Annotated in this window: 17 protein-coding genes; 5 read left to right on the top strand and 12 right to left on the bottom strand. The window is 53.5% G+C overall.

Features of this window, described 5'->3' with window-relative positions:
• Nucleotides 1-113: 113 nt before the first annotated feature.
• Nucleotides 114-3,290: a PKD domain-containing protein gene (locus tag D4L85_RS22890; RefSeq protein ID WP_119756491.1), complete on the bottom strand. Its 3,177-nt coding sequence runs from the start codon at nt 3,288-3,290 to the stop codon at nt 114-116.
• A gap of 269 nt (nt 3,291-3,559) precedes the next feature.
• Nucleotides 3,560-4,078 (bottom strand): hypothetical protein, encoded by a 519-nt coding sequence (locus D4L85_RS22885; protein WP_119756490.1) that lies wholly within the window; start codon nt 4,076-4,078, stop codon nt 3,560-3,562.
• A 142-nt stretch (nt 4,079-4,220) separates the two neighbouring features.
• Here D4L85_RS22885 and D4L85_RS22880 point away from each other — a divergent pair, with 142 nt between their 5' ends.
• Nucleotides 4,221-5,390, top strand: coding sequence for a metallophosphoesterase family protein (locus tag D4L85_RS22880; protein WP_119756489.1), 1,170 nt, complete (start codon nt 4,221-4,223; stop codon nt 5,388-5,390).
• Between the two features lie 24 nt (nt 5,391-5,414).
• Here the strand turns inward: D4L85_RS22880 and D4L85_RS22875 are convergent, their stop codons facing one another.
• From D4L85_RS22875 to D4L85_RS22860, 4 genes are all read right to left on the bottom strand, one after another.
• Nucleotides 5,415-7,838, bottom strand: coding sequence for a PAS domain-containing sensor histidine kinase (locus D4L85_RS22875; RefSeq protein ID WP_160143932.1), 2,424 nt, complete (start codon nt 7,836-7,838; stop codon nt 5,415-5,417).
• Between the two features lie 2 nt (nt 7,839-7,840).
• Nucleotides 7,841-8,284: a response regulator gene (locus D4L85_RS22870; protein ID WP_119756487.1), complete on the bottom strand. Its 444-nt coding sequence runs from the start codon at nt 8,282-8,284 to the stop codon at nt 7,841-7,843.
• Nucleotides 8,285-8,474: 190 nt separating this feature from the next.
• The gene (locus D4L85_RS22865) at nt 8,475-9,026 is read right to left on the bottom strand and encodes a cupin domain-containing protein (RefSeq protein WP_119756486.1); all 552 of its coding nucleotides are present in this window, start codon (nt 9,024-9,026) and stop codon (nt 8,475-8,477) included.
• A 47-nt stretch (nt 9,027-9,073) separates the two neighbouring features.
• Nucleotides 9,074-10,981: a M61 family metallopeptidase gene (locus D4L85_RS22860; protein ID WP_119756485.1), complete on the bottom strand. Its 1,908-nt coding sequence runs from the start codon at nt 10,979-10,981 to the stop codon at nt 9,074-9,076.
• Nucleotides 10,982-11,111: 130 nt separating this feature from the next.
• On the opposite strand from D4L85_RS22860, the gene D4L85_RS22855 reads away from it, so the two are divergent.
• Complete coding sequence (locus D4L85_RS22855) at nt 11,112-11,537, top strand: DUF1801 domain-containing protein (protein WP_119756484.1); 426 nt, start codon at nt 11,112-11,114, stop codon at nt 11,535-11,537.
• Between the two features lie 10 nt (nt 11,538-11,547).
• Here the strand turns inward: D4L85_RS22855 and D4L85_RS22850 are convergent, their stop codons facing one another.
• Nucleotides 11,548-14,862: a DUF7948 domain-containing protein gene (locus D4L85_RS22850; RefSeq protein ID WP_160143931.1), complete on the bottom strand. Its 3,315-nt coding sequence runs from the start codon at nt 14,860-14,862 to the stop codon at nt 11,548-11,550.
• 66 nt (nt 14,863-14,928) lie between these two features.
• Nucleotides 14,929-18,660 (bottom strand): BamA/TamA family outer membrane protein, encoded by a 3,732-nt coding sequence (locus tag D4L85_RS22845; protein ID WP_119756482.1) that lies wholly within the window; start codon nt 18,658-18,660, stop codon nt 14,929-14,931.
• A 149-nt stretch (nt 18,661-18,809) separates the two neighbouring features.
• Between D4L85_RS22845 and D4L85_RS22840 the strand changes: the two genes are divergently transcribed.
• From D4L85_RS22840 to D4L85_RS22830, 3 genes are all read left to right on the top strand, one after another.
• A complete protein-coding gene (locus D4L85_RS22840; RefSeq protein WP_119756481.1) occupies nt 18,810-20,024 on the top strand; it encodes a Pycsar system effector family protein in 1,215 nt (404 codons plus the stop codon).
• Between the two features lie 425 nt (nt 20,025-20,449).
• Nucleotides 20,450-20,752, top strand: a complete 303-nt coding sequence (locus D4L85_RS22835) for a hypothetical protein (protein WP_119756480.1) — start codon at nt 20,450-20,452, stop codon at nt 20,750-20,752.
• A gap of 46 nt (nt 20,753-20,798) precedes the next feature.
• Nucleotides 20,799-21,659 (top strand): DUF3667 domain-containing protein, encoded by an 861-nt coding sequence (locus tag D4L85_RS22830; RefSeq protein ID WP_119756479.1) that lies wholly within the window; start codon nt 20,799-20,801, stop codon nt 21,657-21,659.
• Between the two features lie 20 nt (nt 21,660-21,679).
• Here the strand turns inward: D4L85_RS22830 and D4L85_RS22825 are convergent, their stop codons facing one another.
• The 4 genes from D4L85_RS22825 to D4L85_RS22810 all read right to left on the bottom strand — a co-directional run bounded on the left by D4L85_RS22825 (nt 21,680) and on the right by D4L85_RS22810 (nt 25,077).
• On the bottom strand, nt 21,680-22,279 hold the full coding sequence (locus tag D4L85_RS22825) for a tetratricopeptide repeat protein (RefSeq protein WP_119756478.1): 600 nt from the start codon (nt 22,277-22,279) through the stop codon (nt 21,680-21,682).
• A gap of 120 nt (nt 22,280-22,399) precedes the next feature.
• A complete protein-coding gene (gene ku / locus D4L85_RS22820) occupies nt 22,400-23,266 on the bottom strand; it encodes a non-homologous end joining protein Ku (protein WP_119756477.1) in 867 nt (288 codons plus the stop codon).
• 75 nt (nt 23,267-23,341) lie between these two features.
• Nucleotides 23,342-24,049 carry a LytR/AlgR family response regulator transcription factor gene (locus tag D4L85_RS22815; RefSeq protein ID WP_119756476.1) on the bottom strand — a complete coding sequence of 236 codons (708 nt, stop codon included), beginning with the start codon at nt 24,047-24,049 and terminating at the stop codon, nt 23,342-23,344.
• Nucleotides 24,046-25,077, bottom strand: coding sequence for a sensor histidine kinase (locus tag D4L85_RS22810; protein ID WP_160143930.1), 1,032 nt, complete (start codon nt 25,075-25,077; stop codon nt 24,046-24,048). The genes D4L85_RS22815 and D4L85_RS22810 overlap by 4 nt, the downstream gene beginning before the upstream one ends.
• Nucleotides 25,078-25,126: the final 49 nt, after the last annotated feature.

Below are 25,126 nucleotides of genomic sequence, written 5' to 3'. Positions count from 1 at the left end.
TTTTTATCTATCCGTAAAACAGCTACGCAATTGGAGTATTGAGACCGGTACGCCATGAAACAAAAAAAAAGAGAGCACAATGCTCTCTTCTTTTTATTACACCTGATCTTAGCTCAACGCTCGATCAAAAACTTGAAATGTTTCTGCGCGCCGGGATTTTTCAGGATCATGATGTACATGCCAGGTGAGAAAGTTGCCGAATTCATGTCAAGCGTATTGTGGGCTTGATCTATTTTGGTTTGTTGCAACAGGGCGCCCATGGAATTATAAAAGGTGACCTGGGTTTCGGCGGTAACGCCTTGAAAAGAGATCACATTCTTAACCGGGTTGGGATAGAAACCGATCGGCGTTTCGTCCGGGACCGAAGGTTGCTTTGGCGTGGTCTCCGCCACGGTCTGCCTGGGGGCCATGCGCGCTTGGCTCGAAGGCGGGGTCATGGTGACTGTCCAGGCTACTTCGGTGAAATCGGAGGCATAGTTCCCATCGCGGTCAACCGCGAAGTAAATGCTGTCGCCAACGGCTAAAACGCCCAGCGACAGCGGGGTCGGGCTTTGCACCCAGTCCTGGTTGTTGGTGGCCTGGAGATTCAGGATGACGGATTGGAGGTTGTTAAAAACTTTGAGCCGCGCAGTGCCGGCAGCGGATGACACTCTCCTCACCGCTGCGCTGCTGACGGCATATTCGCCGTCTGCGGGGACGACAAACGCCGCCACGATCAGCTTGAGTGAATTTGGTGGATGCAATTGCAGGTCGAAAACACCGGTGGGTGAAGGCACATTGCCTTCGCCGGTCTCACTGCCTCTGCCCACCGTACTCTTGCCAGCATACGGATACGTGTTGCCCGATGCGTTCGCCCAATAGGTGGCGACAAAGCTATTGACATTCGGGTGCGCACCGGAATTGTAAGTAGGGAGCAGCGCGTTTTTCCGGACACCGCCGTCGTTGGTCGACTGAAAGAACGCTATCGTGGCCTGCGTGCTGTTATCGGTGCTATTCACCTTGCCTTGTTGCGCCTGCGTGGATTGCATGACGATGTCATAAGAATTCCAACTGATCTCCACGGGAGCATTCACCACAACGGTCACCTCGTCGAAAGCTGTGGCGCCGTCATCGTCGGTTACGGTGAGGCGGAACACATACTCTCCTTCGGAAAGTTGGCTGAGCTTGGCGTTTTGCGTGCCGGCTCCGGAGATCGTTGCCAAAGGACCACTTTGTTGTGTCCATGCGTATGCGGCGATGGTACCGTCGCTATCCATTCCCGATCCGGATAAGGTGACGCTGTCTTGGGGGAGCGTGATCGCGACGTCCGTGCCGGCATTCGCAACGGGAGGGGTATTGGGGACGAGCCGGTTGACGGTCCACATGACTTCGGTGAAATCGGAGGCGTAGTTTCCTTCCCGGTCAACCGCAAAGTAAATGCTGTCACCCACGCTCAGGGTTCCCAGCGCAAGCGTATTGGTGTTTTGTACCCAGTCCTGGTTGTTGGTCGCCTGAAGATCGGCAACCGGCAATTGGTCGCTGTCAAATACTTTTAGCCGCGTTGTTCCCGTGGCCGAAGAGACTCTTCTCACCGCCAGGTTACTGAGCGTGTATTCGCCTGCTACCGGAACGACAAATGCCGACACAATGAGTTTGGCGGAGTTCGGTGGGTGTAGTTGCAGATCGAACACACCGGTAGGTGAAGGGACATTGCCTTCGCCCGTCTCGCTTCCTCTTCCCACCGTGCTCTTGCCGGCGTAAGGATAGACATTGCCGGATCCAAGGGCCCAGTAGGTGGCGACAAAGCTGTTAGCGTTGGGGTGGGCTCCTGCATTGTAAGTACTCAGCAGCGCACTCTTCTTGACGCCGCCGTCGTTCGTGGACTGAAAAAAAGAAACGGTGGCCTGTACGCTGTTGTCTGTACTGTTCACCAAACCCTGATGCGCCTGGGTTGACTGCATCACAATGTCATAGGCATTCCAACTGGTTGCCGCGCCAATCGGGTCGGGATTGACAACGAGGTTAACATCGTCGAAGGCGGTGGCACTGTTGTTATCCGTGACGGTAAGCCTGAATGTATACGTACCTGTCGAAAGATTGCTCACGGAAAGCGTCGCCGTGTTGGCTCCCGATAAGGTGCACGTACCGCCGCTTTGTTTTGTCCATAAGTAGGTGGCGATCAATCCATCGCTGTCCGAGCCGGAGCCGTTGAAGGTTGCGGGCGATTGAGAAAGGGTGATGGTTACATCGCCGCCGGCATTCGCCACGGGGGGCACGTTGGTTCCTAAGACCGTAATGGTCACCTGGTCGGGCGGCGATACGTTGCTGGCAGCGTCTGTCACCGCGAGGCTGAACACATATGTACCTTGCGTCATGCCCGATACCGAAAGGGTGCTGGTTGTGGTTCCGCTTAGCGTGCAGGTAGGTCCCGATACTTGTTGCCATGCGTAACCGGTGATGGTGCTGCTGGGAGATGTGCCGCTACCCATGAGTATTACACTGTCCTTGGGAAGGGTGATGCTCCGGTCGACACCCGCGTTGGCCGCAGGCTTGTTGAAGGTTTGCATCATCCAATCATACACGTTTGGATTGTGGAGGGCATTGTCTATCCGGTAGGCATTATCCCATGCGTTGTGATTGACGCCTGGATAAATGGTTTTGATGGCCAGGGGATTGGGCGCCGGGATGCAGGCGTTGATGGCGTCTACCATGTTGATGGTTTTGGATACGCTCACGGTAGTATCGTCCTCGCCGTGAAACGCCCAAACGCGGATGCCGTTGTTGGCGATGTTACACGCTTTGGTCTTATCGTTTTGATGACCACACACGGGCGCGATACCCCTGACCTTCTGACCATATACCGGGTCTTGCGCATAGCCCCACACGCCACCGCCACCGAGGCTCAACCCCGTGAGATAAAGCTGGTCGGGATCTACGTTGTAGTTTTGCAAAACATAGTCCACTACGGGGTTGATGTGATTTTTATTATTCCAGCCCCCTTGGTTCGACGGCAGTTGGGGGGAGATCAATACAAATTGAAAATCGTGACCATCCTCCACATAGTTGGGCGGAGTGTTATTCACGTTTATGATTTTGCTCATGTCGGCCTCCGTGTCGCCCCGTTCCAGCAGGCCGTGCAGAAAGATCACCACAGGGATCTTTTGTCCGGTCGCGGAATAGGTTGGTGGAAGATATTCCCAATAATGCTTGCCGTTTGGCAATGTGCGGATCGTTTGTCTCGCAGTACTTTGGCCGCGAGCCTGCACGGCGCCCACAATGAGCACCCAGAGTAAGAGGATTTTAATTTTCATGGATTGGTTTGAGGATTTATTTGATTTTTAAAATTTTACAACATGTCGTGTTTTGTTTTTAGCCTATTCGGCAAGCCGTATTCGTCGAAGGTTGACCTTCGAGGTTACTTCGCAGTGGTCTATCACTTCATTGACACATCCTTCATCTTTCATTTTTTTAAAATATCACCACAAGAGTGGAAACTCTGAATAATGTCTAACGCAAATCTTGTGGGTGACCAGTGTGGCTATCGCCTTGCCGACGCCAGGCCGAACTTCATCATCACAATTTACTTTTTCTTTTTTGCCGGCGCTTTCTTTTTCGCAGGCTTTTTAACGGCCTTGGCTTTGGTTGTTCTTTTCTTTGCAGAGATGGACTTGGTGATGGTCAGTCCCTCGACGATTTGTTTTTTGTCTTTTACCTTGGCGAGTGAATTGGCATAGGCATCCTCCATCAGCTTTTTGATATAAGCCTTTGGAAATTCTGCCGGATCTTTCACCAGGATATAACGGTATTGATTGCCTTCACCCAGCAAGCGCTTTTCGGGGTCGGCAATTTCGGAGCCCCAATAGAACCCGAAGTGAACATTCATGCTGGTGCGCCCAACGGCGATGGAACAAAACGTGTGCCCTACCCGATCCGTGGGCGACCAACCGAACGCCACGGCATTGTAATTGTCGTAGATGAGTTCGTTGGTTTGAGGGTAAAGATCCCACACAAAATCCCGTAGAAACCAAACCGTTTCCTGGATCTCGCTAGGAAATGGTTTCAGAAATTTCGACAGGTCTTTGGTTTCGGCTTTGCTCATAAACTGGGTGATGAAGGTAGCCAATTCAAAACAGAAATCGAAATTACCTTTTCATTACGTATCGAGACGGTCCATGCGCTTGTCGTTGGCCGATTGCTAATATCCCGCATAATCACCATCTTCATTTATTAAAACAAAATGTATGAGACCCTTTCTATTCCTGCTATTCATTACGCTTTCCCCCGCCCTTCACGCCACGGCCGTGACGGGATTTGTGTTTGCCGATAAAAACAACAACGGCCAGAAGGATAAGGATGAAGCCGGCCTTCGGGGCGTGGTCGTGTCGGACCAGGTACAAGTCGTGCAAACGGATGGCAATGGGCGCTATGCGATCAACGATGTGAAAGGCTATGGTTTGATCATGATCAGTTTACCCGACGGCTATAAAGCTGTGCCAACCTATTGGCAAAGGGCCCCCGAAGCCGGGGGTGAGTTGAATTTCGCGCTCGTCAAAACTCCGGCGGTGACGTCCTTCACATTCCTGCATGCTTCGGACACCCACATCAGCGAAACCAGTCTTCCCCGCACCCAACGGTTGCGCGCGATGGCCGACTCCCTGAAACCGGCTTTTGTTTTGGTCACGGGCGATCTCATTCGCGATGCGTTGAGAGTCCCCGAAAAAGAAGTGACCGCATTGTATGATCTTTACCTGAGCGAGACCCATAAATTCTCCATGCCCGTGTGGAGCGCTGCCGGCAACCACGACAACTTTGGGATCGAACGCCATTTGTCGCTGGTGGGAAAAAATAATCCCTTGTACGGCAAAAAAATGTTTCATCACTATTTCGGCCCCAACTACTATAGCTTCAACTACGGCGGCATTCACTTTGTTGCCTTGGATGATATCGACTATGAAGACTTGTGGTATTACGGCCACGTGGATTCCACGCAGGTAGTCTGGCTGAAAAACGATCTGGCCGCGATCCCTCCCACCCAACCGGTGGTCACCTTTGCGCACATGCCGTTCTTCTCGGGCGGGTTGAGTCTCTCTAATTTTGAGGAAACCGGGCCGGGCCGGTCGTTGGAGCGGCAGCATGGCACCCTTCACTATCGCCACGTGGTCTCTAACGCACAGGAGTTGGTGACCATCCTAAGTCAACGCCCCTACCCGCTTTCGCTGGCGGGTCATTTTCATTTTCGCCAGGTATTCACATTCGAGTCGTACGGGCAGCCCACGCGTTATGAGCAAACCGCGGCCATCGTCGGCCCTTCGGAGGAAGGCACAATAAAATTGCCGTCGGGTTTCACGCTGTATACCGTGAAGGATGGCAAGATCAGCGAAGGGAAATTCATTCGCCTCGATACGAAGTAGCCATCGGTTTATAAAATAATAAGATCAGTTCCTGGCAGGAACATAGACGGTGAATACCGCGCCCTTGTTCAATTGTCCGGAGGCTTCGATGAAGCCCTGGTGGTTCTCGATAATTTTTTTACAGATGGCCAATCCGATGCCGGTGCCGGGATATTCGTCTTTGCCATGGAGCCGTTGGAACACCTGGAAGATACGCTCGTTGAACTGCGGTTCGAAGCCGATACCATTGTCGGTGATCACGATCCGGTGATAGAGGATGTCTTCTGCATCCTTGTGATGAACGTGATCACGCCCCACCTTGTCGGCGTGGATGGCGATGAGCGGAGGCACATCCGTCTTTGAAAACTTCAGGGCGTTGGCGATGAGGTTGGTGAACAACTGCTCGAACTGGAAGCTGATGATGTTCAACACCGGCAACGTGCTCGACAAGATCACGGCTTGTTTTTGATCGATGGTGTCCTTCAACTGCTCCTTCACAATTTGCAGGATGTAGTTGAGGTCGGTCACCTCAAAATATTTTTCGTTGGTGTTGGCCCGCGAGAAAGACAGCAAGTCCACAATGAGCTGCTGCATGCGCACCGAGGCCGATTGCATGCGCTGAAAATAATCTTTACCCCGGTCCGAAAGATTTTTTGACTCCACGTCCAGGATGCGGCCGGCGAAGGTCTGAATCTTTCGCAGGGGTTCTTGCAAGTCGTGACTGGCCACGTAGGCAAACTGCGCCAGTTCGTCGTTGCTTTTCAACAAGTTTTGATTGAGCAGGTTCAGTTCGTTGGTGCGTTGCAACACCTTGTTCTCCAACTCGTCGGTGAAGAGCTTGCGGTCGTGTATGTCGGTGCTGGTGCCCACCCACATCTCAATTTTTCCAGACACATCGCGTTGGGGCACGGCGCGGCTCAACTGCCAGCGATAGGTGTCCTCGTGATGACGGAAGCGGTGTTCGAACAAGAAATCGGTTCCTGTGGTCAGCGCTTCCTGCCAGGCTTTCAGGGTTGCCTTGCGGTCTTCGGGGTGTATGGTCTTCCACCAGCTTTCGGCAAGCTGCTTGGGGTCGGTGATGCCGGTGTATTGGTATACCGACCGGCTGAAATAGTTCAGGTTACCGGTCTTGTCGGCGGTCCAGATGAATTGAGGCATGGAGTCGGCCAGGGTCCTGAACTTCTTTTCGCTTTCTTCGATGACGCGTTCGGCGCGTTTGCGTTCGGTGATGTCGATCATTGTGCCCAGCATACGCAGGGGAACGTGGTCGTCGCTATAAAATACTTTGCCGCGGGTCTGGATCCAGTGCACTGACTGGTCAGGGTGAATGACCCGGGCTTCGTAATAGTAGGTTCCCTTCTTCAGTGCGTTGTCGAATGCTTTTTCCACCACACGCAAGTCGCGCGGGTGCACGGCCTGGCGCATGGCCAGGAAACTGAGATGCATGCTTTCCGGGTGACCGAAGATGCGGGCCAGGCGCGGCGAATGGATGATGTCGGAAGTCTTGAGGTCGAGGTCCCAGGTGGCCATCCGTGTGCCTTCCGTGGCCAGCGTGAGGCGTTCGGCGGCGTCGGAAACTTGCTGCCGTGCCGCCACCTGTTCGGTTACGTCATAGCCCATGGCGAGGATGGCATTGGTCTTGCCGCTCGCGTCCCGCAGGGTCTTGAAAATAAAATTTACATACACATCGCGGATACTTCCATCGCGTTCCAAACGGGCCACCGATTCCCGGCCTTCATACGTCTTGCCGGTTTTGTACACGTCGATCATCAGGTCCAGGAAAGGTTGGCCTTTCAGTTCGGGTATGGCCTCCAGCAGGGGCTTGCCCATCACGCGGCGGTCTTTACCCCACAATTTCAGGGACTCGTCGTTTGCCAACTCGATGATGAACTGAGGGCCACTAAACACGGCGGTAGAAATGGGTGCCTCGGCAATGAGGCTTTTCAGTTGCCGGCCGGTTTCTTCCGCCTGCTCGAGGTTCAGCACCTTTCCAGTGGTCTCGTTGCAAACCACCAGCACGCCTTCCACCGTTCCGGATTCACCGCGAACGGGACTGTAGCTGAACGTCCAATACACGTCCTCCAGACCGCCATTGCGATAGATGGGGATCAGTTGATCTTCAAAATAAAACGACTCGCCATTCTCCATCACCCTTTCGATGAGCGGGCCGATGGTGTCCCAAACTTCCGGCCAGCATTCCACTCCGCGTTGCCCAACAGCATGCGGATGTTTCCCGTTGGTCCCCAGGCTGGGCCGGTATGCATCGTTGTAGAATTGGATGAGCTCTGGTCCCCACCAAAGAAACATGGGAAACCGCGAGGAGAGTAAAATGCTCAGCGTGGTGCGCAAGCTTTGTGGCCATCCGGAGGGAGGTCCGATGGGCGTCTGGCTCCAGTCGATGGCCCGTATGCATTCCCCCAGCTCGCCGCCTCCCGAAAGGAATTGTTCCGTGCTATGCGGGCTCTCCATGATCATCGCTGCCGGGGTTGGATGATGAATTTCTCCTTAGAGGGCTGCGGAAATGCGTGCCAGTTCGTATTCAGTATTTGGTGGATGATATTTTTCAGTACACCGAAGTTCCTGGGTTTGGAAATGTAGTAGTGCGCACCGCCTTCGTATACCTTGTCGATCATTTCCGGTTGGGTTGAAGTCGAGAAAATAACAATGGGAATATGCTTAAGTTTGGGCGATTGTTTCAGCTCCTGCAAACACTCCATCCCATTTTTGCGGGGCATGTTCAAATCGAGGAAGATCACGTCGGGAAGAAGCGCATTCTCCAGGATCGTCATCAATTGTTGTCCGTCCTGGGCCATGGTGAGTTGTGTCTCGCCAGAGATCTCCCGGAGGGCCTCCTCAAAGAGAAGGCGATCGTCCGCATCGTCATCCGCCAGGAAAATCGTTTTTTCGGGTTTCATCGGAAAATGCTTATGGGCTAAGCCTAGGAGTCCCCTAAAATACCCAAGTCCTGGCCCACTTCCAAAGTAACTTCGGCGAGCTTTAAAGCGATTCGCAGCCTGTATGAAGCGACAACCCCGCACGACGGCGTTTTACTTCCCCACAAAATCAGGAGCGCGACGAGAACACGCGCTATGGGCGGATTGAATTTTAATCGATATACTTGGAATAGGTTGCCCGATAGCCCAGTACATACGCGATCGGCGACAACAATGCGAACACGATCTTCTGCACCGCGAAGGAAGGCTTTGCCATGCGAAACACGTGATGATATTTTTTTATAGTCAGCGCCACTTGCAGAATGCCGGGCATGCCGTCGGCTTTGGTCTTGCCATCCATGGCCAGGCCGGTAGTGACTTCGAATAAATTTTCGGTATCCAGCGCGGGCCGCACCTGCCAGTTCACCACCGCTTCTCGGTCGGAACGGTTCCACATGGCGTGCACCATGCCGCGGGGAATGTGGAGCGTGTCGCCGGTTCTCAACGTTCTCAGGGCGCCGTCGAGGCGCACGGTCACTTCACCTTGCAGCACTTTGAAATCTTCGTCTTGCGAGGGATGATAGTGTGCCACGGGTTCTTTGGAATGACCGCGGTAGGTGGTCTCCATTTCCAGCAATTCGCCGCCGGTGTCTTTTGCCGTTTGAAGAAATTTAAATGCCTGCCCCGTGTAAGGATTGGTGATGACCTTGTTTTTGTACGCCATGAACTTTCGTTTCCTCCTTTAACGGCGGGTAGCGTTCAACGTTGCGTTCACGGCTTCATCCATGCATCGCGCAATGCCAGTTGTTCGGGCGTAGCATCCGGGTCGATCTCCATGATGTGGCGACGCGTGATTTCGATGCGGGCGTTGGGTGTGGACAGCTCCACAGTTTTGAATTTTCCCTTTTCATCTTTGCGCCACACGGTATAGGCCAGGGTCTTGCCCTCGCCCAGGTTGGCGAATTGTGTTTTCAGGAACGGCTCAAAATCAGGGCCCACCTCGGGCATCACTTCGCCGTTCATCTTGATGAGGATGTCTTCTTTCTGGAAGCCCAATGCTTTGGCCACGGCGTTCATGTGGTCGGTGCTGATGATCTTCAATCTTTGCTTGCCTTCCACTTCCTCTACTCCGATCACATCGTCGTCGATGCCGAGGCTTACGGTGTAGTAGGATGCTTCTTCCGCATAGAGGATGCCGATATCTTGCAAAGTTTCTTTTATGGGAAGTTTCTCCGCGCCCTTCACATAGCGGTCGAAGAACGTGCCGATCTCGGGATAGGTCATGCGGGTGATCTCGTCGAACAGTTGATCGTCCTCAAAGGCTTTGTCCTTACCAAACTTCTTCGACAAATCCAGCATCAGGTTTTGCAAACCGTATTTTCCATTCGAAAGCTTGCGCAGCTTCACGTCGAGACAGAGGCCGATGAGCGGCCCCTTCTGGTAAACGTTATAATATTGATCGTTATACTTGTCCAGGGTGTACTTACTGATTTCAGTGAACGGCACATCGTTTTTAAACGGATCGGCTGTGACCATTTTCTCATACAGCACTTCCAGGTATTGGCCCAGGTCGATCAGGTCGTATTTAAGCTGCACGAGACCGGCAAAATATTCGGTCACACCTTCATACATCCACAAGTGTTGCGACATTTTAGGATGATTGAAATCAAAATGTCCGATCTCTTCGGAGTGAATGCCCAGCGGCGTGATGATGTGAAAGAATTCATGCGCTGCAAAATCACGCAGTTGCTGGTTGATCTGGTCGATGGTCATCTCCGGCATGTAGTACGTCGACGAGTAAGAATGCTCCAGTGCGCCGTAGCTATAAAGGGGCTTGTCGGTGAAATAGAAAATGAAGGCATACTTATCGACGGGCAGTTTGCCACCGAGAAATTCTTTTTGCGCCATCAGTACTTCGCGGATGCTGGCCGCGATCTGTTTGGCGTTGATCTTGCCCGTGGGCGAATAGGCCCCCACCAGCACTTCGGCGTTGGCTACGTGAATCACCGCCGTGTCGGGCTTGTTGTACATGACGGGCGAGTCCACCAACTGGTCATAGTCCGTGGTTTTATAAACATCGACCAGCTTGTCTTTTTCATTGCCACCCTTCTCCAGTTTCAGGATGCTCAGGGGCTTGCCGGTTTGCTGGGCGATGAGGCCCGTGGTGCCATAGAAATCTTTGGGGCGGATGATGTTGAATTGGAACGGCATGTTCTTCATGCCGTCGAAATAGCCGTAGTAGCCGCCGGAGTTTATGATGAAGTTCTTGCCCTCTTCGATGTTGGTGCCGGCCGGTTGAAAGATCTCGGGACCTTTCATGGGCGTGTCGATCGTGTCGTCTACCCAATAGCCGATCTTGTGCAGGCGGGTGGCACCTTTGATTTTCCACGAGTTGTCGTCGATCTTTTCCACTTCAAGTTTCTTTCCTTTTTTGTCCACAGCCGTGAACTCGGAGACGTAGCGGCCATAGTCGGCAATGTCGTAGGTGCCGGGCACGATCTTGGGGAGGTAGAAAATGATCTCGTTGGTGGAGATGGGCGGCGCGACGAGTTCCACGTGCACTTTGTCTTTCACCACTTTGGTGATGTCCACTGTGTATACATATCCCTGATTTTTACCGGATTGCGCAAAAGAAGCTACACAAAAACCCAGAAACACCCCGATCAGCCGTAACCGCATAGTTATAATTTTGGCGCAAGATAATTTTATTTTGCGGGGATAGGCACATTTGTTTTAATCGAGGGCTCAAATACTGTATTACACGGTAGGAAGGCAGGTTTTTTCGTTCCAGGGTTGTATTTTTAAGTACATGCTGAGCACCAAAAAGACCGTTGACGAAATTCTCCCAGACCTCCCCCGCCGCGAACAGGTCCTCGTGAAACGCCTGCGCTACCTGGTGCTGGAGTGCCTTCCTTTTGCCACCGAAAAACTGGTGTATGGTGTTCCCTTCTACAGCCAAAACCGCCTGATCTGTTTCATCTGGCCTCCCTCGATCTCATGGGGAAAGAAAAAAGAGTCCTACCTGGAAAAGGGCGTTACCCTGGGCTTCTGTCAGGGCAACCTCATGGCCAATCCAGACGGGCTCCTGCTGGCCGAGAACCGGAAACAGGTATACTGCATGTACTTCAAAACATTGAAAGAAGTCGATGATAACAAGATCAAAGCGCTGCTCTATGAAGCCGACATGATCGACGGTACGTTCCGAAAGAACAAGCAAACAAAGCCCCCGGCGTAAGCATCGCTCCTTACTTCACCAACTGGATCCAACTCTTACACGCCGCATGATCGCTCACGGTGACTTCATAAAAATACACGCCGGCCGCTAACCCCTCTCCTTCCCAGTCATACTGATAATCCGGCGACTCATACACTTTCTTTCCCCACCGGTTATAGATCACTACCGATGTCTTGAATCCGTAGTCCGCGGGGGTGGCGCCTTTTTGATCGCCGTATTGAATGGTGAACACATCGTTGGTATTGTCCGCTTTTCCGGGAGTGATGATGTTGGGGATGAGCAAGCGGAACACGGGCATGGGCATCACTTTTTCGGTCACGCAAAACTCGCGGACGCCGACCAGCTTCACGTTATACAAACCGTCTTTCGCATATTCGTGTTGGGCCTCCTCGGTATCGGCCGTGGTGCCGTCGCCAAAGTCAAAGAACAAGCGGTCGCCTTGCCATAGGCTGTCCGTTGTGCTTCGCACGGTGATGATGGGCCGGTTAAAACATTCGGCCGACCGGTCGATCTCAAATTCCGGCAGGATCACGGGGATCACATCGAGCTGCACCGTGTCCTTATGAATACACCCGTTGGCCTCGACAATGGTGATGTAATAGATGGTGGTGTCCTGTGGACTAACACTAGGCGTGGCCGCACCGGAACTGAACGTGCCATCCCTGCTGGTCCAGGCATAGGTTGCGCCGCCGCTGGCCTTCAGGGTGTAGGTCGACCCCAGGCAGAGCGCATCGTCATCCTGCACTTTGGCCTGGGCAATGTTGACGAACACCTTGGTGCTGGTGGAGTCTTTTACTTTGCAGGTTCCCTTGTCGATCGCTTTCAGCCAGACGGTGTATTGGCCGGTGTTCAGGTATTGATGCACGATCAGGGAGGTGTCTTGCTTGGTGATGTAAGTGCCGTCGCCCAGGTCCCATTCGTAGGTCTCGCCACCGGTGCTCAGGTTTTGGAAGACAATCTTCTCTGGGATGCAGATCGTGTTCAGACCGGGATGGTCGAGCGCTACGGAGTTGGTTTGAATGCGGGCCTTCAGAGAAGAGAGGTCGAACTTGAAGGCGGCGTTGTTGCAGTTCTCACTGCGGTTTCGTCGCGACCACGCATTGGCTGTGGTTGGGAAATCTGAAGTAGACCGGCCACTGGCATTGTAGGCCTCGCAGCCTGAACACACGGCGTGATACACAATGCCGCCTTTGTCGAAACGACTCGTGCCCCCATCGACGTGGGTCCGCGACTGACTGCCGCCCAGGTAGGTGCCATACAAGAATCTGGAAGCGTCGTCGGTGAGCACCATGAAATAGAAGTCGGAGCCCGACGTGGTGCGTTGGTAAGCATCGGCGCTCACAGGCATGCCATAGGTATCGCTATTCCAGTAACCTTGCCCTTCATTGATCAATCCGCCCCAACCCGACACGTAGATATTGTTACACTCGTTCACCAAAAAGGCCGTCGGGGAAATGTCGGGAATACCACGACCTGACCCGAACACTGTAGAGAACATCCGTTGCGTCAAGGTGGGGTCCAGCTTCTGGATGAATTGCCCGCTGTGGGGGTTGTTGTATACTCCCGGGGTGACGGGAAACTGGCCGTCGGTCTGCCCATAGACAAACACTTCGTCGTCTTCGTTCAGGTCCAAAAAATAGACCTGGTCAAAACCGGTGGTGCCGGTAAACGTTGCAGCTTTGATCGCATCGCCCGCCTGCCCCACCTTGGCGATCCAACCATCGGCATCACCCGCCAATGCCGTCTGATACACACCGGCCGTGACGGGGAAATCGGTGCTGGTGGTGCCGCCTGCAATGTAGATGTCACCACTCTTGTCGAACTTCAAGGTATGCGAGGCGTCGTATCCCGTACCGCCAAGATAGGTGGACCATTGAATATCAGAAAGATCTTTGTCGATCTTTAGAAGAATAGCATCCGTAACCCCACCATTAAAGGATGGGTCGATACTGTTCTCCATGGGGAAATCCGAAGAGGCGGTCACCGAACTGATGTAGATATTGTCTTGTGCATCGGTGATGACGTCACCCCGGAGCTCGTCACCATAATTTTTTGTCAGGGGCCCTATCCTGGGGTTCAGTCCATCGTTGTCCACACCGCCCAGGAAAGTGGACGCCAGGAGTTTCTTTCCATCGCTGGCCACCCGCGCCAGAAAAATATCGGTACCCCCTTGGTACACCACAACATTGGAAGCAAATGGCCCTCCTTCAAAGTGCTTGTCATAGGCTGTCGCTGTAGTGGGAAAATTTGAGGAGCCCGTGGTGCCGAGAATGATAAGGTCATGGCTGGAGTTCATCACGAGACTGTGCGGACTCTCCACGTCACTGCCGCCAAGGTATGAAGCGTATAACAGTTGAGCGCCCGTAGAATCGTATTTGAGAAGCGCCACGTCATAGTTGCCGCCAAAAGTGGTTTGAAAGGCGCCGGCCGTGACCGGAAAGAAACCTCCGAGATCGTGGTTAGTCACCCCCGATGAATAGAGCGTTCCGTGCTCGCCCGGCGTAGCGGTGCTGCCCCAGTTGTCGGCCGTGGAGCCCGAGTAGGTGGAGAAGATCAGGAGCGGATCGATGACGAGTTCATAACACGGATCATATCCTTTCGGGAAACAGAATGACAAGGTATTTCCTTCCAGGTGAAATTCGCACACGACGGCCGTGCGCTGGCCATCAATAAACTGATAGGCTACGGGCCGCTGCTCGATGATGTCGGCCAGGGAGGTTTTTGCATAGAGGTTGCCTTTGTCCAGCAACAAGGCGTCCATGCCTTCATAGGTCATGTTGATCGCCGAAGGGTCGGCATAGGGTGCTACCGTTAGATCATATTTCACATGCTGACCCAGACCGTATACTTTCAGATCGATACCCGGATAAAAGGAAGGATACAACACGCCCGAATAGGCATGCGCCCCCGACGCCCACCGGGTACTGTCGTCCCCTAAAAAGTAGTTATAATACGTTGACGATTGTCCAAAAGGAAGCGGCTGAGAAGCCCGGTTGGCCCCGCCAAAAGTGACGTCTACCACATGCCCCTGGATGCGTTCTTCTTTCTGTGAAGACGGGCCGTTTTCCTGGTGGTGATGCGTTTGCTCATGAAGCTTCTGCAGCTTGCCTTGATCCAAAAAACGATAGCTGAATTTACCGGGCTGCAACACCATGTTGCCCCCGGGAATTTTGGCCGAGAACTGAACGCCGGCCGGCCACTGGTTTTTATTCTCAATAAACTTTGCAGGCGCAGGATCGCCCGGTCCACCCCAGGCTGCCCTGCAAATACAAAGCAACCCTACCCCGAGCCACATAACCTTTCTCCTGATCGTCCGCGATGACATACACATTCAGTTTAAGCCGAGAGGGGTACTTGAAGTTTGTAAAGATAGGGATAATCCCGAGCGGCGTCAAAACAAATAGCCCAGGCGGATATAGCTGAGCGTACCTTCCGACGAATGGGCGGCTTCCAGCGACAAAATGGCGAGGTTGAACGGCGTGAACCAGACGCCACCACCCCAGCTCTTGTGCCACACGTTCGAAGAACCGTCGGGGGCCGTGGGGTCGACTCCGTTGGCGTCCTTATACCAGATCCGGCCAATGTCGTGGAAACCGAGGATGCCCAGGCTGGCAGGGAAAAGATACGTCTTCAGGCTGAGCAGTTTGATCCGCATTTCCAGGTTGGTATACAATTTCTGTTCACCATAAAAGCGGGTCTTCCGGTAACCTCTCACCTCGGTGCGACCGCTGAGGATCTGTGCCTGGTAAAATTCATACCGCCCTGTGTTGGCCCCTCCTCCCACACGCGCCGCGAAAACGATGCGCGACGGGAAGCGGAAGGAATGATAGAAAGATACTGAACCATCATACGACGAAAAATCGGCCGCCCGGTTTTCCACCCCGGCCATGTTGCGCCCCGCCACCGTGAACACAACGCCCCGGGTAGTGAACACAGGGTGATCCCGTTTGTCGATGGTGAAACGCCAGGTGGTGCCGGTGTAGGTGTTGTGTCCTTCAAAAAGCTTGTACGGCAACGTCTCTGCATAGGTCTTGATATAGCGGTCTTTGGTTCCGGGGTCCTCCACCTCCACCCGCTGAATGGCCGGGCCCACCTGGATCAGTCCCCAGTTCCCCACCTTGCGGGTGATGTAGGCATCCAGGCGCCATTCCTCAAAACGATACCGGTAATATTGCACCGCCGACGGCAGCGACTCGTGACCCGGCTTCTGGTCGATGTTCTGATCGAAGACGCTTTCGTTGCCCCAGCCGAAGAAGTTGTTCACATAGTTGGGTTGCTTGATGTCGGCATTGATCTCCAACCCAAACTTGCCGATCACGTCCGTGAAGTCGCCGCGGTAGGACAGGTTGAACGAGCTTGTTCTCGGGGCCATGCTGAACAAGGCCACGTGCCGGGCCTTGAAGAGTCCCTTGCGGAAACCCTGGGTCTGATAGAGAAAACCGCCGCCAATAAAGAGGCCGTCGTCAGGGTTTACGTTGCCCGTTACCAGGGGGGCCAATGTGTTGTATTTGAAAACTTTACGATCATATAGGTTCACCATTGGATCAGTACTTGTCCGATCGCCCGCTTCGCCGTCTGAGACCAGCGTATTGCTTTTCTTTTGATCGTAATACAAGGTCTTGCGCGCCAGACCACGGACGTGGGAGTTGTCCACGAGCGAGTCCTTTCCATCTCCTCCAATCACCCGCACCAGGATGCTGTGGGCGGTGCTTCCCTCGATATCAAACTTGTCTTCGCCTCCCTTTCCGCAGAGGCGGATCTCTTTCGTTTCGGATCTCAGGAAGAGGCGGTCATACAGCTTTTTACCCTGCTCACCATCCTTGCCGACCTTGAACACCTTCACCTGCACATTGCCTTCGGGCAACCGCGTCACTTCAAAATGTTCATCCTTATCTGACCCCACCACGTCGACCGCCTTCGCTAAAAATTTGTAGTGCGACACGGCATACTCGACCATGTGCGCCCGGCGGGCTTTCAATTTACGGATCACCGCCTCGCCGTTGAGCGCATAGATCTCGGGAGGCCATGCTTTAATGGCTTGTTCGATCTTGTCGTCCGTCATGTTTGCCTGGAGTTCTTTGGCGGCCTTGATCCAGTCTTCTTCGGATGGTTCGGTGAGGAAGGTCCGATCGAAATAACGGGCGTTGAAGGATAGCCCCGAAGGCCAGCGGATGGCATCGTTGAAACCTTCAAATTTGGGGAGCGCCCACTTGCGGCTCCAGATCTTCGGGATAAATCCCTCGTTCACGAAAAAGGCCTGGTCGCGGTCGCGGGGCACGGGGCGGTAGGTCTCTCCTTTTTTGGACTTGAAGGTGGCCCAACGCCACTGGTCGTCGTGCCGGTCCCAGTCGCCGATCCACATGTCGAACACCCTGGAGCGGAGCACAAACTGCTGGTCCACCTGGTTGTCGTTGTCTTTTTCGAGGCGCTCTAATACTTTACTTGTATTAATAATGTTCTTTGAATTACCAAAGAAGTCCTTGTCAGACCAATCCCCAGCCGGTCGTTCTTCAAAGAGCGCTAAGGTGTTGGCGAAGGTTTTCCGGTAGATCCCCAGGCGCGGATCGTCGGGAATGTAGACAACGCGGGGGTTGGTGTGATAGATCCCCGCGGCTTGTGCGAGACCCGGAACCACCACGGCGGCGTAGGGATGGGAGGCCGAGATCTGGTCCTGCACCAGGTCCTGGGCGAAGGTTTTGCGGAGCATTTCGGGCACGGCGTTCTCGGGATATTTTTCCACCGAGCGGAGCACGAACTCGCGACCGGTAGAGTCCTGCAACCGGAGCGACAAGGTCTGCATGCCCCCTCCTTTTTGAACGACTTTCAACCCACCTTGCTCGGAACCGATATCAAAGACGGGCACGTCAATCGGCTGCGCCCAGGCCGCCCGGTAGTTGGCGCCAAGCAAGGCTTCGTGCCGCTTGCCTGCGGTGTATTGTTTGCTGCCCTCTATTTTCACCACCTTGTCTTTAAAGGAGATCTCCTGCACGGGAGGCTGGGGCTTCAATCGCTGCAAAGCAGGAAGCACATCGCGGTAAACTTCTTTGCCTTCGGGAAACGCATCGTCCACTTGCCAGTATTCGGTAACGGCCGAGCCATCCGTCTTTATCAACAGCTTTACAAACCCCTGGACCGAACCGGCATAACGCGAGTACTTTTTCATTTTCACGTAAGTGGTCTTCGATCCCGAGCCGCTGCCGATCATGTGCAGGCTGTCGCGCACCAGGTATTGAAGGGCATGCTCGTGTCCCGCGGCGTAGACACTGCCGGGGTATTGCAGCATGATGTTTTGAATCAGGGTACTCACCTCCTTATACAGCGGGTGCGACGTGTCCTGCACATCGCCAAACCATTTGCGATAGAGCGGATAGATCGAGCCGATCACCGGCATCGGTATGTACAAGTTGTGTTTCACCGCGGTGAGTGGGAACAGGTGATCTTTCCAGGTGAAGACGCCGCCGTGTTCGCCGTGGGTGATGAGGGGGTGATGGGCCGCCACGATCACGCGCTTGCCGGCATTGCGGGCGAAAATATCGTTGATCGCCACCCAGGCTTCCGCCCCATTTTTCACGTCGCACGGACTTTCATCGCCGCGGGGTTTGTCCCAGGGATGAAGGAACCATTGCGTGTCGAGGATGACCAGCACGGCGTTGCCGGGCAGGGGGATCTCTACCGGGCCGGGGCAGCCGTCGCGCGGCAGCAGGGTGATGTTCTTGTCGTTCAGGGAGTCAATGAATTGTTGCTGGTTCATCAGCATGGCCTGGCCGTTCTTCCGGCCTCTTTGCCAGTCGTGATTGCCCGGCACAAAAATGCCGCGCACGCCAAGGCCCTCGATCCAGCCCGCTTGGGTTCTCAGGGTTAGCTCTGCTGCGGCGCGGCTTTGGGCGCCTTCCGGAGGCATGCCCTTGGGATAGATGTTGTCGCCCAGGTACAGGAGCGTGGCATTCGGGCCGGTCTGTTCCACCTGGCGGCGCAGCACCTTGCCCAGGGGTTGGTTCACGATGTCGGGTTCGCCGGCATCGCCCACGAGGTAGAGGGTATAGGCCACGTCGGTGGCTGGGGTCTGGCCTTGGATGGAGGCTGAAAGGAGTACACAAAGAAGAAAGGGTATCGCTCTTATCATGCAGGCACGTCAGTTGAATGTGGGGGTTGCCGGTCGCCTTCTGCCGTTCCGGGAATATCCTGAGCACGAAGCTAAAAACTTTGTTTCATCCGCGGGATGGTCCGGATCAGCGAAGATGAAATATTTTCTACCTTTAGCTTTTAACGTTTATGGATTCGGCACTCATTAAACAAGCGCAAACGCTGGCAGAGGAGATCTTCAACGACAAGGCTTTTGAACGGCACAGTTTCCACAACCTGGAACATACCCGGGATGTGGTGGAAGCGGCCACGACCATTGGCAAACACAGTCAGTTGAACGCGGACGAAATGGAGTCGCTCATCGTGGCCGCCTGGCTTCACGACGTGGGCTACCGGAATGGATTTCAAAATCACGAAGAAGCGTCCATGAAAATGGCGTCCGAGTGGATGGCCGGCCTGGGAGCTTCTCAACAAAAGATCCGCGATGTGGTGGAAGCCATCGCGGCTACCAAAGTTCCTCAACAGCCCCTCACCCTGATCGGCAAGGTGCTGTGTGATGCGGACTTGTTTCACCTCTCCAACAAATCGTTTGAGATCAAAAGCAACCAACTGCGTGAAGAGTGGAAGCTGCTCGGGATCCGCGAGCTCTCCGAAAAAGATTGGGTGCAAACCACCCTCGACTTCATGAAACAACATCACTATCAAACCCCTTATGGGCAAACTATTTTGGAAGAAGGAAAGAAGAAGAACATGAAGCATCTGAAGAAGCTTCTGAACGGCGACGGCATCAGCGAGAAGAAATACCGCAAGCTGGAAGAAGAGGTGGTCTCGCTACAGGCCAAGCTCGAAAAGGCGAAAACGCTGAAGCCCGACCGGGGGATCGAGACCATGTTCCGGACCACGTCGCACAACCATATCATGCTGAGCCAGATGGTGGACAACAAGGCCAACATCCTCATCACGATCAATTCCATCATCATTTCGTTGGTGGTGTCGGTGCTGGTGCGGAAGCTGGAGGAGAATCCCTACCTGACCATTCCCACGATCATCCTCATCACGGTGTGTCTGGCCACCATGGTATTTTCCATTTTGGCCAGCCGGCCCAATGTATCGTCGGGAAAATTTACACGCGAGGACATCAAGAACAAGAAGACCAATTTGTTATTCTTTGGAAACTTTCATGCCATGGGCATCGAGGAATACGAGTGGAGCATGAAGGAGATGATGAAGGACGCAGACTATTTATATGGCAGTCTGATCAAGGACATTTACTACCTGGGGAAAGTGCTGGGTAGAAAGTACCGCTTTTTGCGGATTGCGTACAGCATTTTTATGTTCGGCTTTGTGGTCGCGATCCTGTCGTTTTTTGTGGCCTTTCAGTTAGCGGCTAAGGCTAACCTCTGAGTGACGGCGCATGCCGACATGGGAACGTTTCTTGACGAAGCAGAAAATGCAGAGGCCGATTTGCACGGCTACGATTGAGAAGAACACACTGAATAATTCCATACCGCCTTCTGTTTTGATTCCGTGGTGTGAAAGTAGGTCAAGGAATTTAAATCCGTTTACGGCCACATGACCACACGGCTTTTGTTCCGATAACCGATCAAATAACCCTTCGAATGGATTTGACCAAAGCCCTGTTGAAAGAGCATTCTAAAGCTCAAATGACCAAAATTGTTGATTATGTGGGTCAAAATCAGGCCCGATTTAAAGTTTTAGTTGAAGTTTATCTTGCTGGCCCTTATAGAGTTACTCAAAGGGCTGCCTGGCCCCTTAGCTACTGCGTAGAGCGCCATCCTGAGCTCGTAAAGCCCCATTTAAAGCGTCTATTGGATTTTCTGAACAAACCCGGGATCCACCATGCCGTGAAGCGAAACACCCTGCGCCTGTTACAGTATATCGAGCTGCCCGAGCGGATTCACGGGCGGGTGGCCGACCTGTGTTTTCAATACCTCCAAAGCAAGCGCGAACCCATTGCCGTGAAGGCCTTCTCCCTCACTGTGTTGCAGCGCATTGTGGAAGTACAACCCGAACTCGGAACGGAACTGAAGATCATCATCGAGGACCAACTTCCCTATGCATCCCCCGCGATCCGTTCACGCGCGATGAGGGTACTGAAGGCGATTGGATAGATCGCCCGGTTTTCATTACCGATTTTTCAAGTACTTTCGCCTTCGAATGAATACTTCTCAAGAGCCCATTCTTGTGCCACACGTCTGCAAAAGCTGTGGTCATTCCTTCCACGGCACCTACTGCAATATTTGTGGCGAGAAAGTGATCGAGCCCAAAGACCGCAAGCTTGAATTCCTGGCCACGGTGCTGATCTCCACCACCATTGTGGACAACAAATTCCTGAAGTCGCTGCGTCTTACCCTGGGCAACCCCGGGTTCCTTTCCCGTGAGTATGTCGACGGCCGCCGCGTGATGTATATGAAGCCCCTGCAGATGTTCTTCATCCTGAACCTGGTGTATTTCTTTTTCCCGGTGCTGCAGATGTTCAACGCCTCGCTGTACACCCAATTGAACGTGCTGCCCCACAGCAACCTCGCCCGGCGCATGGTGGCTCAAAAGATTGTTCATGAGGGACTTAGCCAGCAAGGATTCGAGCTCATCTACAACGACAAAACCACCAACCTCGCCAAGCTGCTGGTGGTCATCTTCGTGCTGCTGGCCTCCCTGCCGCTGAGCGCCATCTTCCAAAAAAAGAACCGTTACTTCACCGACCACGTGGCCCTTGCCGTGGAGCTCACCAGCTTTAACATGGCCTTGAATGCCATCGGGTTGTCGCTGCTGTTCCTGGTATTCAGCAAGCTTTTTCATTGGGGCCATTTCACCTGGGGCAGCTACCTCAACGACATCACGCTGACGCTCATCTTTATCTTCACCAACGTCTACTTCATTTTCCGGGCGGCCAAGACCTTCTACAACCAGAAGGGTAAGCGGTTGGTCATCAAGGCCATGTTGGGTGTGGTGGGATTGTTCCTGGCACTGGAAGCCTATCGCTTCGTGCTCTTCATCATTACGATGTATTCGATTTAAGCGCAGCGATCAAAAACGGGCTAGCGCGCTTCCTGGAACTTGCGGATCAGGTCGTCGGCCTGTTGGTGGTTTTCGGGGGAGGTGAGCTGGCGGTATTGGGAGAGGGCTTTCACGGCCGCGTCAAATTCTTTGTTCATGGCCAACGTGAGGGCCAGGTTGAAATAGCTGTTGGGGAATGTCGGCTCCACCTCGATGGACACTTCGTAGTGCACCTTGGCCAACGGGAAGTTGCCGATCTCGCCATAGAGGTTGGCGAGGTTATAGTGGGCCTCAAAGTGGCGCGGTTCGTTCTTGAGGCTCAACGTGAAGCTGTCGATGGCCTTGGTGGTGTTGCCCTCCTGCCATTCGATGATGCCCAGGTTGCAATAGGCATCGGCCAGGGCTTCGCCTTCCTCGATGGCTTTGAGGTAGAGCTTGCGGGCTCCGTTGCTGTCTCCCTGGTTGTCGGTGATCAGGGCTTCTTCGAATTCGGTGAGTTGATGGAGGCGCACGATCTTGGCGCCGGTGAAAAGGTTGAGCTGGCCCGCCTTATTTTCCGTGGGCACATCCTTCTTCTTTTCGACCCTTACGGGACCGAATTTCTCAGGAGTGGGGAGTGGAAATTTTACAACCTTCGCCATTCCCGCAAAGGTAGTGGGTTTTTCTCAATGTTCACGCTTTCGCGGATGCCGATGCCGTATTTCAGCGGACGGATTGTGGATCCAACCGACGGCGGCGAGCACGTTCTGCCGCGCGGAATATCAGCTGGCTTTGCGGCTCTTGGTCTTTGTTTTTTCGGCGGTCTTCTCGGAAGCTTTCTCGGCTTTGGCGGCCGTTGTTCCCTTGGCTTTCTCCATGGGTTTCTTGGCGGCGTCGATGCTGGCTTTGAGGGCGGTCATGATGTCGACTACCTTCGGCTCTTCCTCTTCTACGATCACCACTTCCTTGCCGGCGATCTTAGCGTCGATGATGTTCATCAGCGCGCTGTAGTAGTGGTCTTTCATCTCGATGTTGGCAAACTTGGTGGTCATGGAGTCCACCAGGGTCTTGGCCAGCTTGAGCTGCTCTTTGTCGGCCTTCACTTCCAGGAGTTGGGGTACCTCGCGCATGCTGCGTACCTCGCTGGGATAACGGAGCCGGTACATGACAATACCGCCTTCGAAGGGCGCCAGCAACAGGGGTGTTTCGCGGTCGCGGAGCACGACCTTGCCCACGGCGATCTTGCCCGATTGTTTCAGGGTTTCGCTGAGCAGGCCATAGGTCTTGGCGGCAATGTCGCCGTCGGGACCGATATAGTAAGGCGTTTCAAATAACGTGGGGTGAACTTCGGAAGCATCTACGAAGCCTTCGATCTCGATCACCTTTTCGCTTTTGAGCTTCACCTTGGCGAAGTCCTCGTTGTCGATGATCACATATTGGCCGGTCTCGTATTGGTAGCCTTTCACGATGTCTTCCTGGCGCAGGGTCTGGCCCGTCACCTTGTCTTTTTTCTCATAGCTCACGGGGTTGTGACCTTCTTTGGAAAGCAGGTTGAAGCTGATGGTTTGACCCGTATCAATGGCGTTGTAGATGCGTACGGGAATGGTGACCAGGGAGAATTGGATGTGTCCTTTCCAGATTGCTCTCATAACAAAGTAGTTAGATTAAAAAATGAATCAGGTGCTGCTAAGTTATTGAAAATGTTAAAGTTTAAAAACTCTAACTCAATTTTTAATTAGCCGCTCCAGGATCTCTTGCTTCTTCTCCCGGCTGATGGGCAGCCGCTTGTTGCCCACCACCACCTCGTTGCCATCGATGGCCGAGATAGCCCTCACGGCGACGATATACGACTTGTGGATCCGCAAAAATGCGGGCGACTGGAGGATCTCCTCCATGTTCTTCATACGCAACAACGTCATGTAGGTTTGGGTCGGCGTGTGAATGACGACATAGTTTTCCATGCCCTCAACGAAGGTGACATCCTGGAAGTGGATCTTTTCGTAGCGGTAGTCCACCTTCACAAAGAAGTAGTCTTCCCCTCCCCGGCCTTCCTTGCTCCCCCGTTTCAGGTCAAAAAAGTCGCGGGCTTTGTTTACCGATTTCAGGAAGCGCTCGAACGGGAAGGGTTTCACCAGGTAGTCCACTACGTCGAGTTCATAGCCCTGCAATGCGAAGTTGGGATAGGCTGTGGTCATGATGGCCATGGGCGGCTCCTTGAGGGACTTAAGGAATTCTATGCCGGTGATCTTAGGCATTTGAATATCGAGGAACATGAGGTCCACCGGCATGGAACCCAGCACCCGGTTGGCTTCCAGGGCGTCTTCGCAGACGGCCTTCACATCCAGGAAGTCGATCTCGCGGACATAAGAAAGCAACCCTTCGCGCGCCAGGGGCTCGTCTTCGACGATGATGGTTTGGATCTTGGTGCTCATAGGGTTAACGTGAGGGTTACAGTGTAGGTGCCAGGGGTGTCGTCGATGTGCAGCGTGTGGCGGTTGGGATATAAGAGCTCCAACCGGCGCTTCACGTTCTTCAGGCCGATGCCGCCCACGGGGCCTTTCGGCTGGGCATCGTGGGTGTTGTAAAAGACGGCCGTCAGTTGGTCGTCGGTGCGTGAAAGCTTAAAGCGGATCTCGTTCAGCTTGTCGTTGCTGTTGGATACAAACTTAAAAGCATTCTCCAGGAAAGGGATCAGGAGAAAGGGTGCGATCTGGAAACCCGACAAGATACCTTCGGGGGCGTAGGCCACTTTAATTTTGTCGCCCTTTCGCAGCTTTTCGAGGGCGATGTAGTTCTGGAGATACTCGAGCTCTTTTTCGATGGCGATCTTTTCATCGGAACAATCATACAACTGGAACCGCAGCAGGTCCGACAACTTGATGAGGGTTTCGGAAGCCTTGTCGGGATCTTTTTTGATGAGGAAGTAAACGCTGTTGATGGCATTGAACAGGAAGTGGGGGTTCACCTGCGCCTTCAGGTATTGCAATTCCGACTCCAGCCTTTGATGCTCCACCGCACGCAGGTGGCGCTCGCCCTTCACCTTGTCGGTGAACAGTTTGACCGCCCCCAACGCTGCCAGTACCGTGCCGTTGGAGCTGAGCGACATCATGAAAATGGGACCGTAAAACTCCGCATAGGGATTGTCGTGTGCTTTGAAAATAAGGTGGAGCGTCACCGCCAAACCGACGGACATTAGCAGGATCGTTGCAATGAACGTAAGGATGAAAAGCCCGTAGCGATGGGTGTTAAAGTACTTGGGTATCAGATAATAAACCACACTATAGAAGGTCCCTGCATTAAATATGAAATACATGGAGATCACGAAGAGCAGAAAGAGCATCGAGGTGTACTGATGCTTATAGACCGCGGCCCAGAAAATAAAATATAAGACCCAAAGCAGCACATGATGTGCCTTGATGCGATAGAGCTTTTGCCAAAGGGATAGATGCGGTGCTGTCATGGTATTTTTTTGAAGCAACATAGTCCCTGAGACAGGAGACTATTGGACA

The sequence above is a fragment of the Chryseolinea soli genome (assembly GCF_003589925.1).
GTDB lineage: Bacteria > Bacteroidota > Bacteroidia > Cytophagales > Cyclobacteriaceae > Chryseolinea > Chryseolinea soli.
This window is presented reverse-complemented; position numbering and strand designations above follow the sequence as displayed.

Bases quoted from the DNA above. Each gene is read 5' to 3' on its own strand.
- D4L85_RS22865 (WP_119756486.1), bottom strand. From the start codon at position 9,026: ATGGCGTACAAAAACAAGGTCATCACCAATCCTTACACGGGGCAGGCA.
- D4L85_RS22810 (WP_160143930.1), bottom strand. From the start codon at position 25,077: ATGACAGCACCGCATCTATCCCTTTGGCAAAAGCTCTATCGCATCAAG.
- D4L85_RS22815 (WP_119756476.1), bottom strand. From the start codon at position 24,049: ATGAGCACCAAGATCCAAACCATCATCGTCGAAGACGAGCCCCTGGCG.
- D4L85_RS22885 (WP_119756490.1), bottom strand. From the start codon at position 4,078: ATGAGCAAAGCCGAAACCAAAGACCTGTCGAAATTTCTGAAACCATTT.
- D4L85_RS22880 (WP_119756489.1), top strand. From the start codon at position 4,221: ATGAGACCCTTTCTATTCCTGCTATTCATTACGCTTTCCCCCGCCCTT.
- D4L85_RS22840 (WP_119756481.1), top strand. From the start codon at position 18,810: ATGGATTCGGCACTCATTAAACAAGCGCAAACGCTGGCAGAGGAGATC.
- D4L85_RS22830 (WP_119756479.1), top strand. From the start codon at position 20,799: ATGAATACTTCTCAAGAGCCCATTCTTGTGCCACACGTCTGCAAAAGC.
- D4L85_RS22870 (WP_119756487.1), bottom strand. From the start codon at position 8,284: ATGAAACCCGAAAAAACGATTTTCCTGGCGGATGACGATGCGGACGAT.
- D4L85_RS22825 (WP_119756478.1), bottom strand. From the start codon at position 22,279: ATGGCGAAGGTTGTAAAATTTCCACTCCCCACTCCTGAGAAATTCGGT.
- D4L85_RS22850 (WP_160143931.1), bottom strand. From the start codon at position 14,862: ATGTCATCGCGGACGATCAGGAGAAAGGTTATGTGGCTCGGGGTAGGG.
- ku (WP_119756477.1), bottom strand. From the start codon at position 23,266: ATGAGAGCAATCTGGAAAGGACACATCCAATTCTCCCTGGTCACCATT.
- D4L85_RS22890 (WP_119756491.1), bottom strand. From the start codon at position 3,290: ATGAAAATTAAAATCCTCTTACTCTGGGTGCTCATTGTGGGCGCCGTG.
- D4L85_RS22860 (WP_119756485.1), bottom strand. From the start codon at position 10,981: ATGCGGTTACGGCTGATCGGGGTGTTTCTGGGTTTTTGTGTAGCTTCT.
- D4L85_RS22875 (WP_160143932.1), bottom strand. From the start codon at position 7,838: ATGGAGAGCCCGCATAGCACGGAACAATTCCTTTCGGGAGGCGGCGAG.
- D4L85_RS22845 (WP_119756482.1), bottom strand. From the start codon at position 18,660: ATGATAAGAGCGATACCCTTTCTTCTTTGTGTACTCCTTTCAGCCTCC.
- D4L85_RS22855 (WP_119756484.1), top strand. From the start codon at position 11,112: ATGCTGAGCACCAAAAAGACCGTTGACGAAATTCTCCCAGACCTCCCC.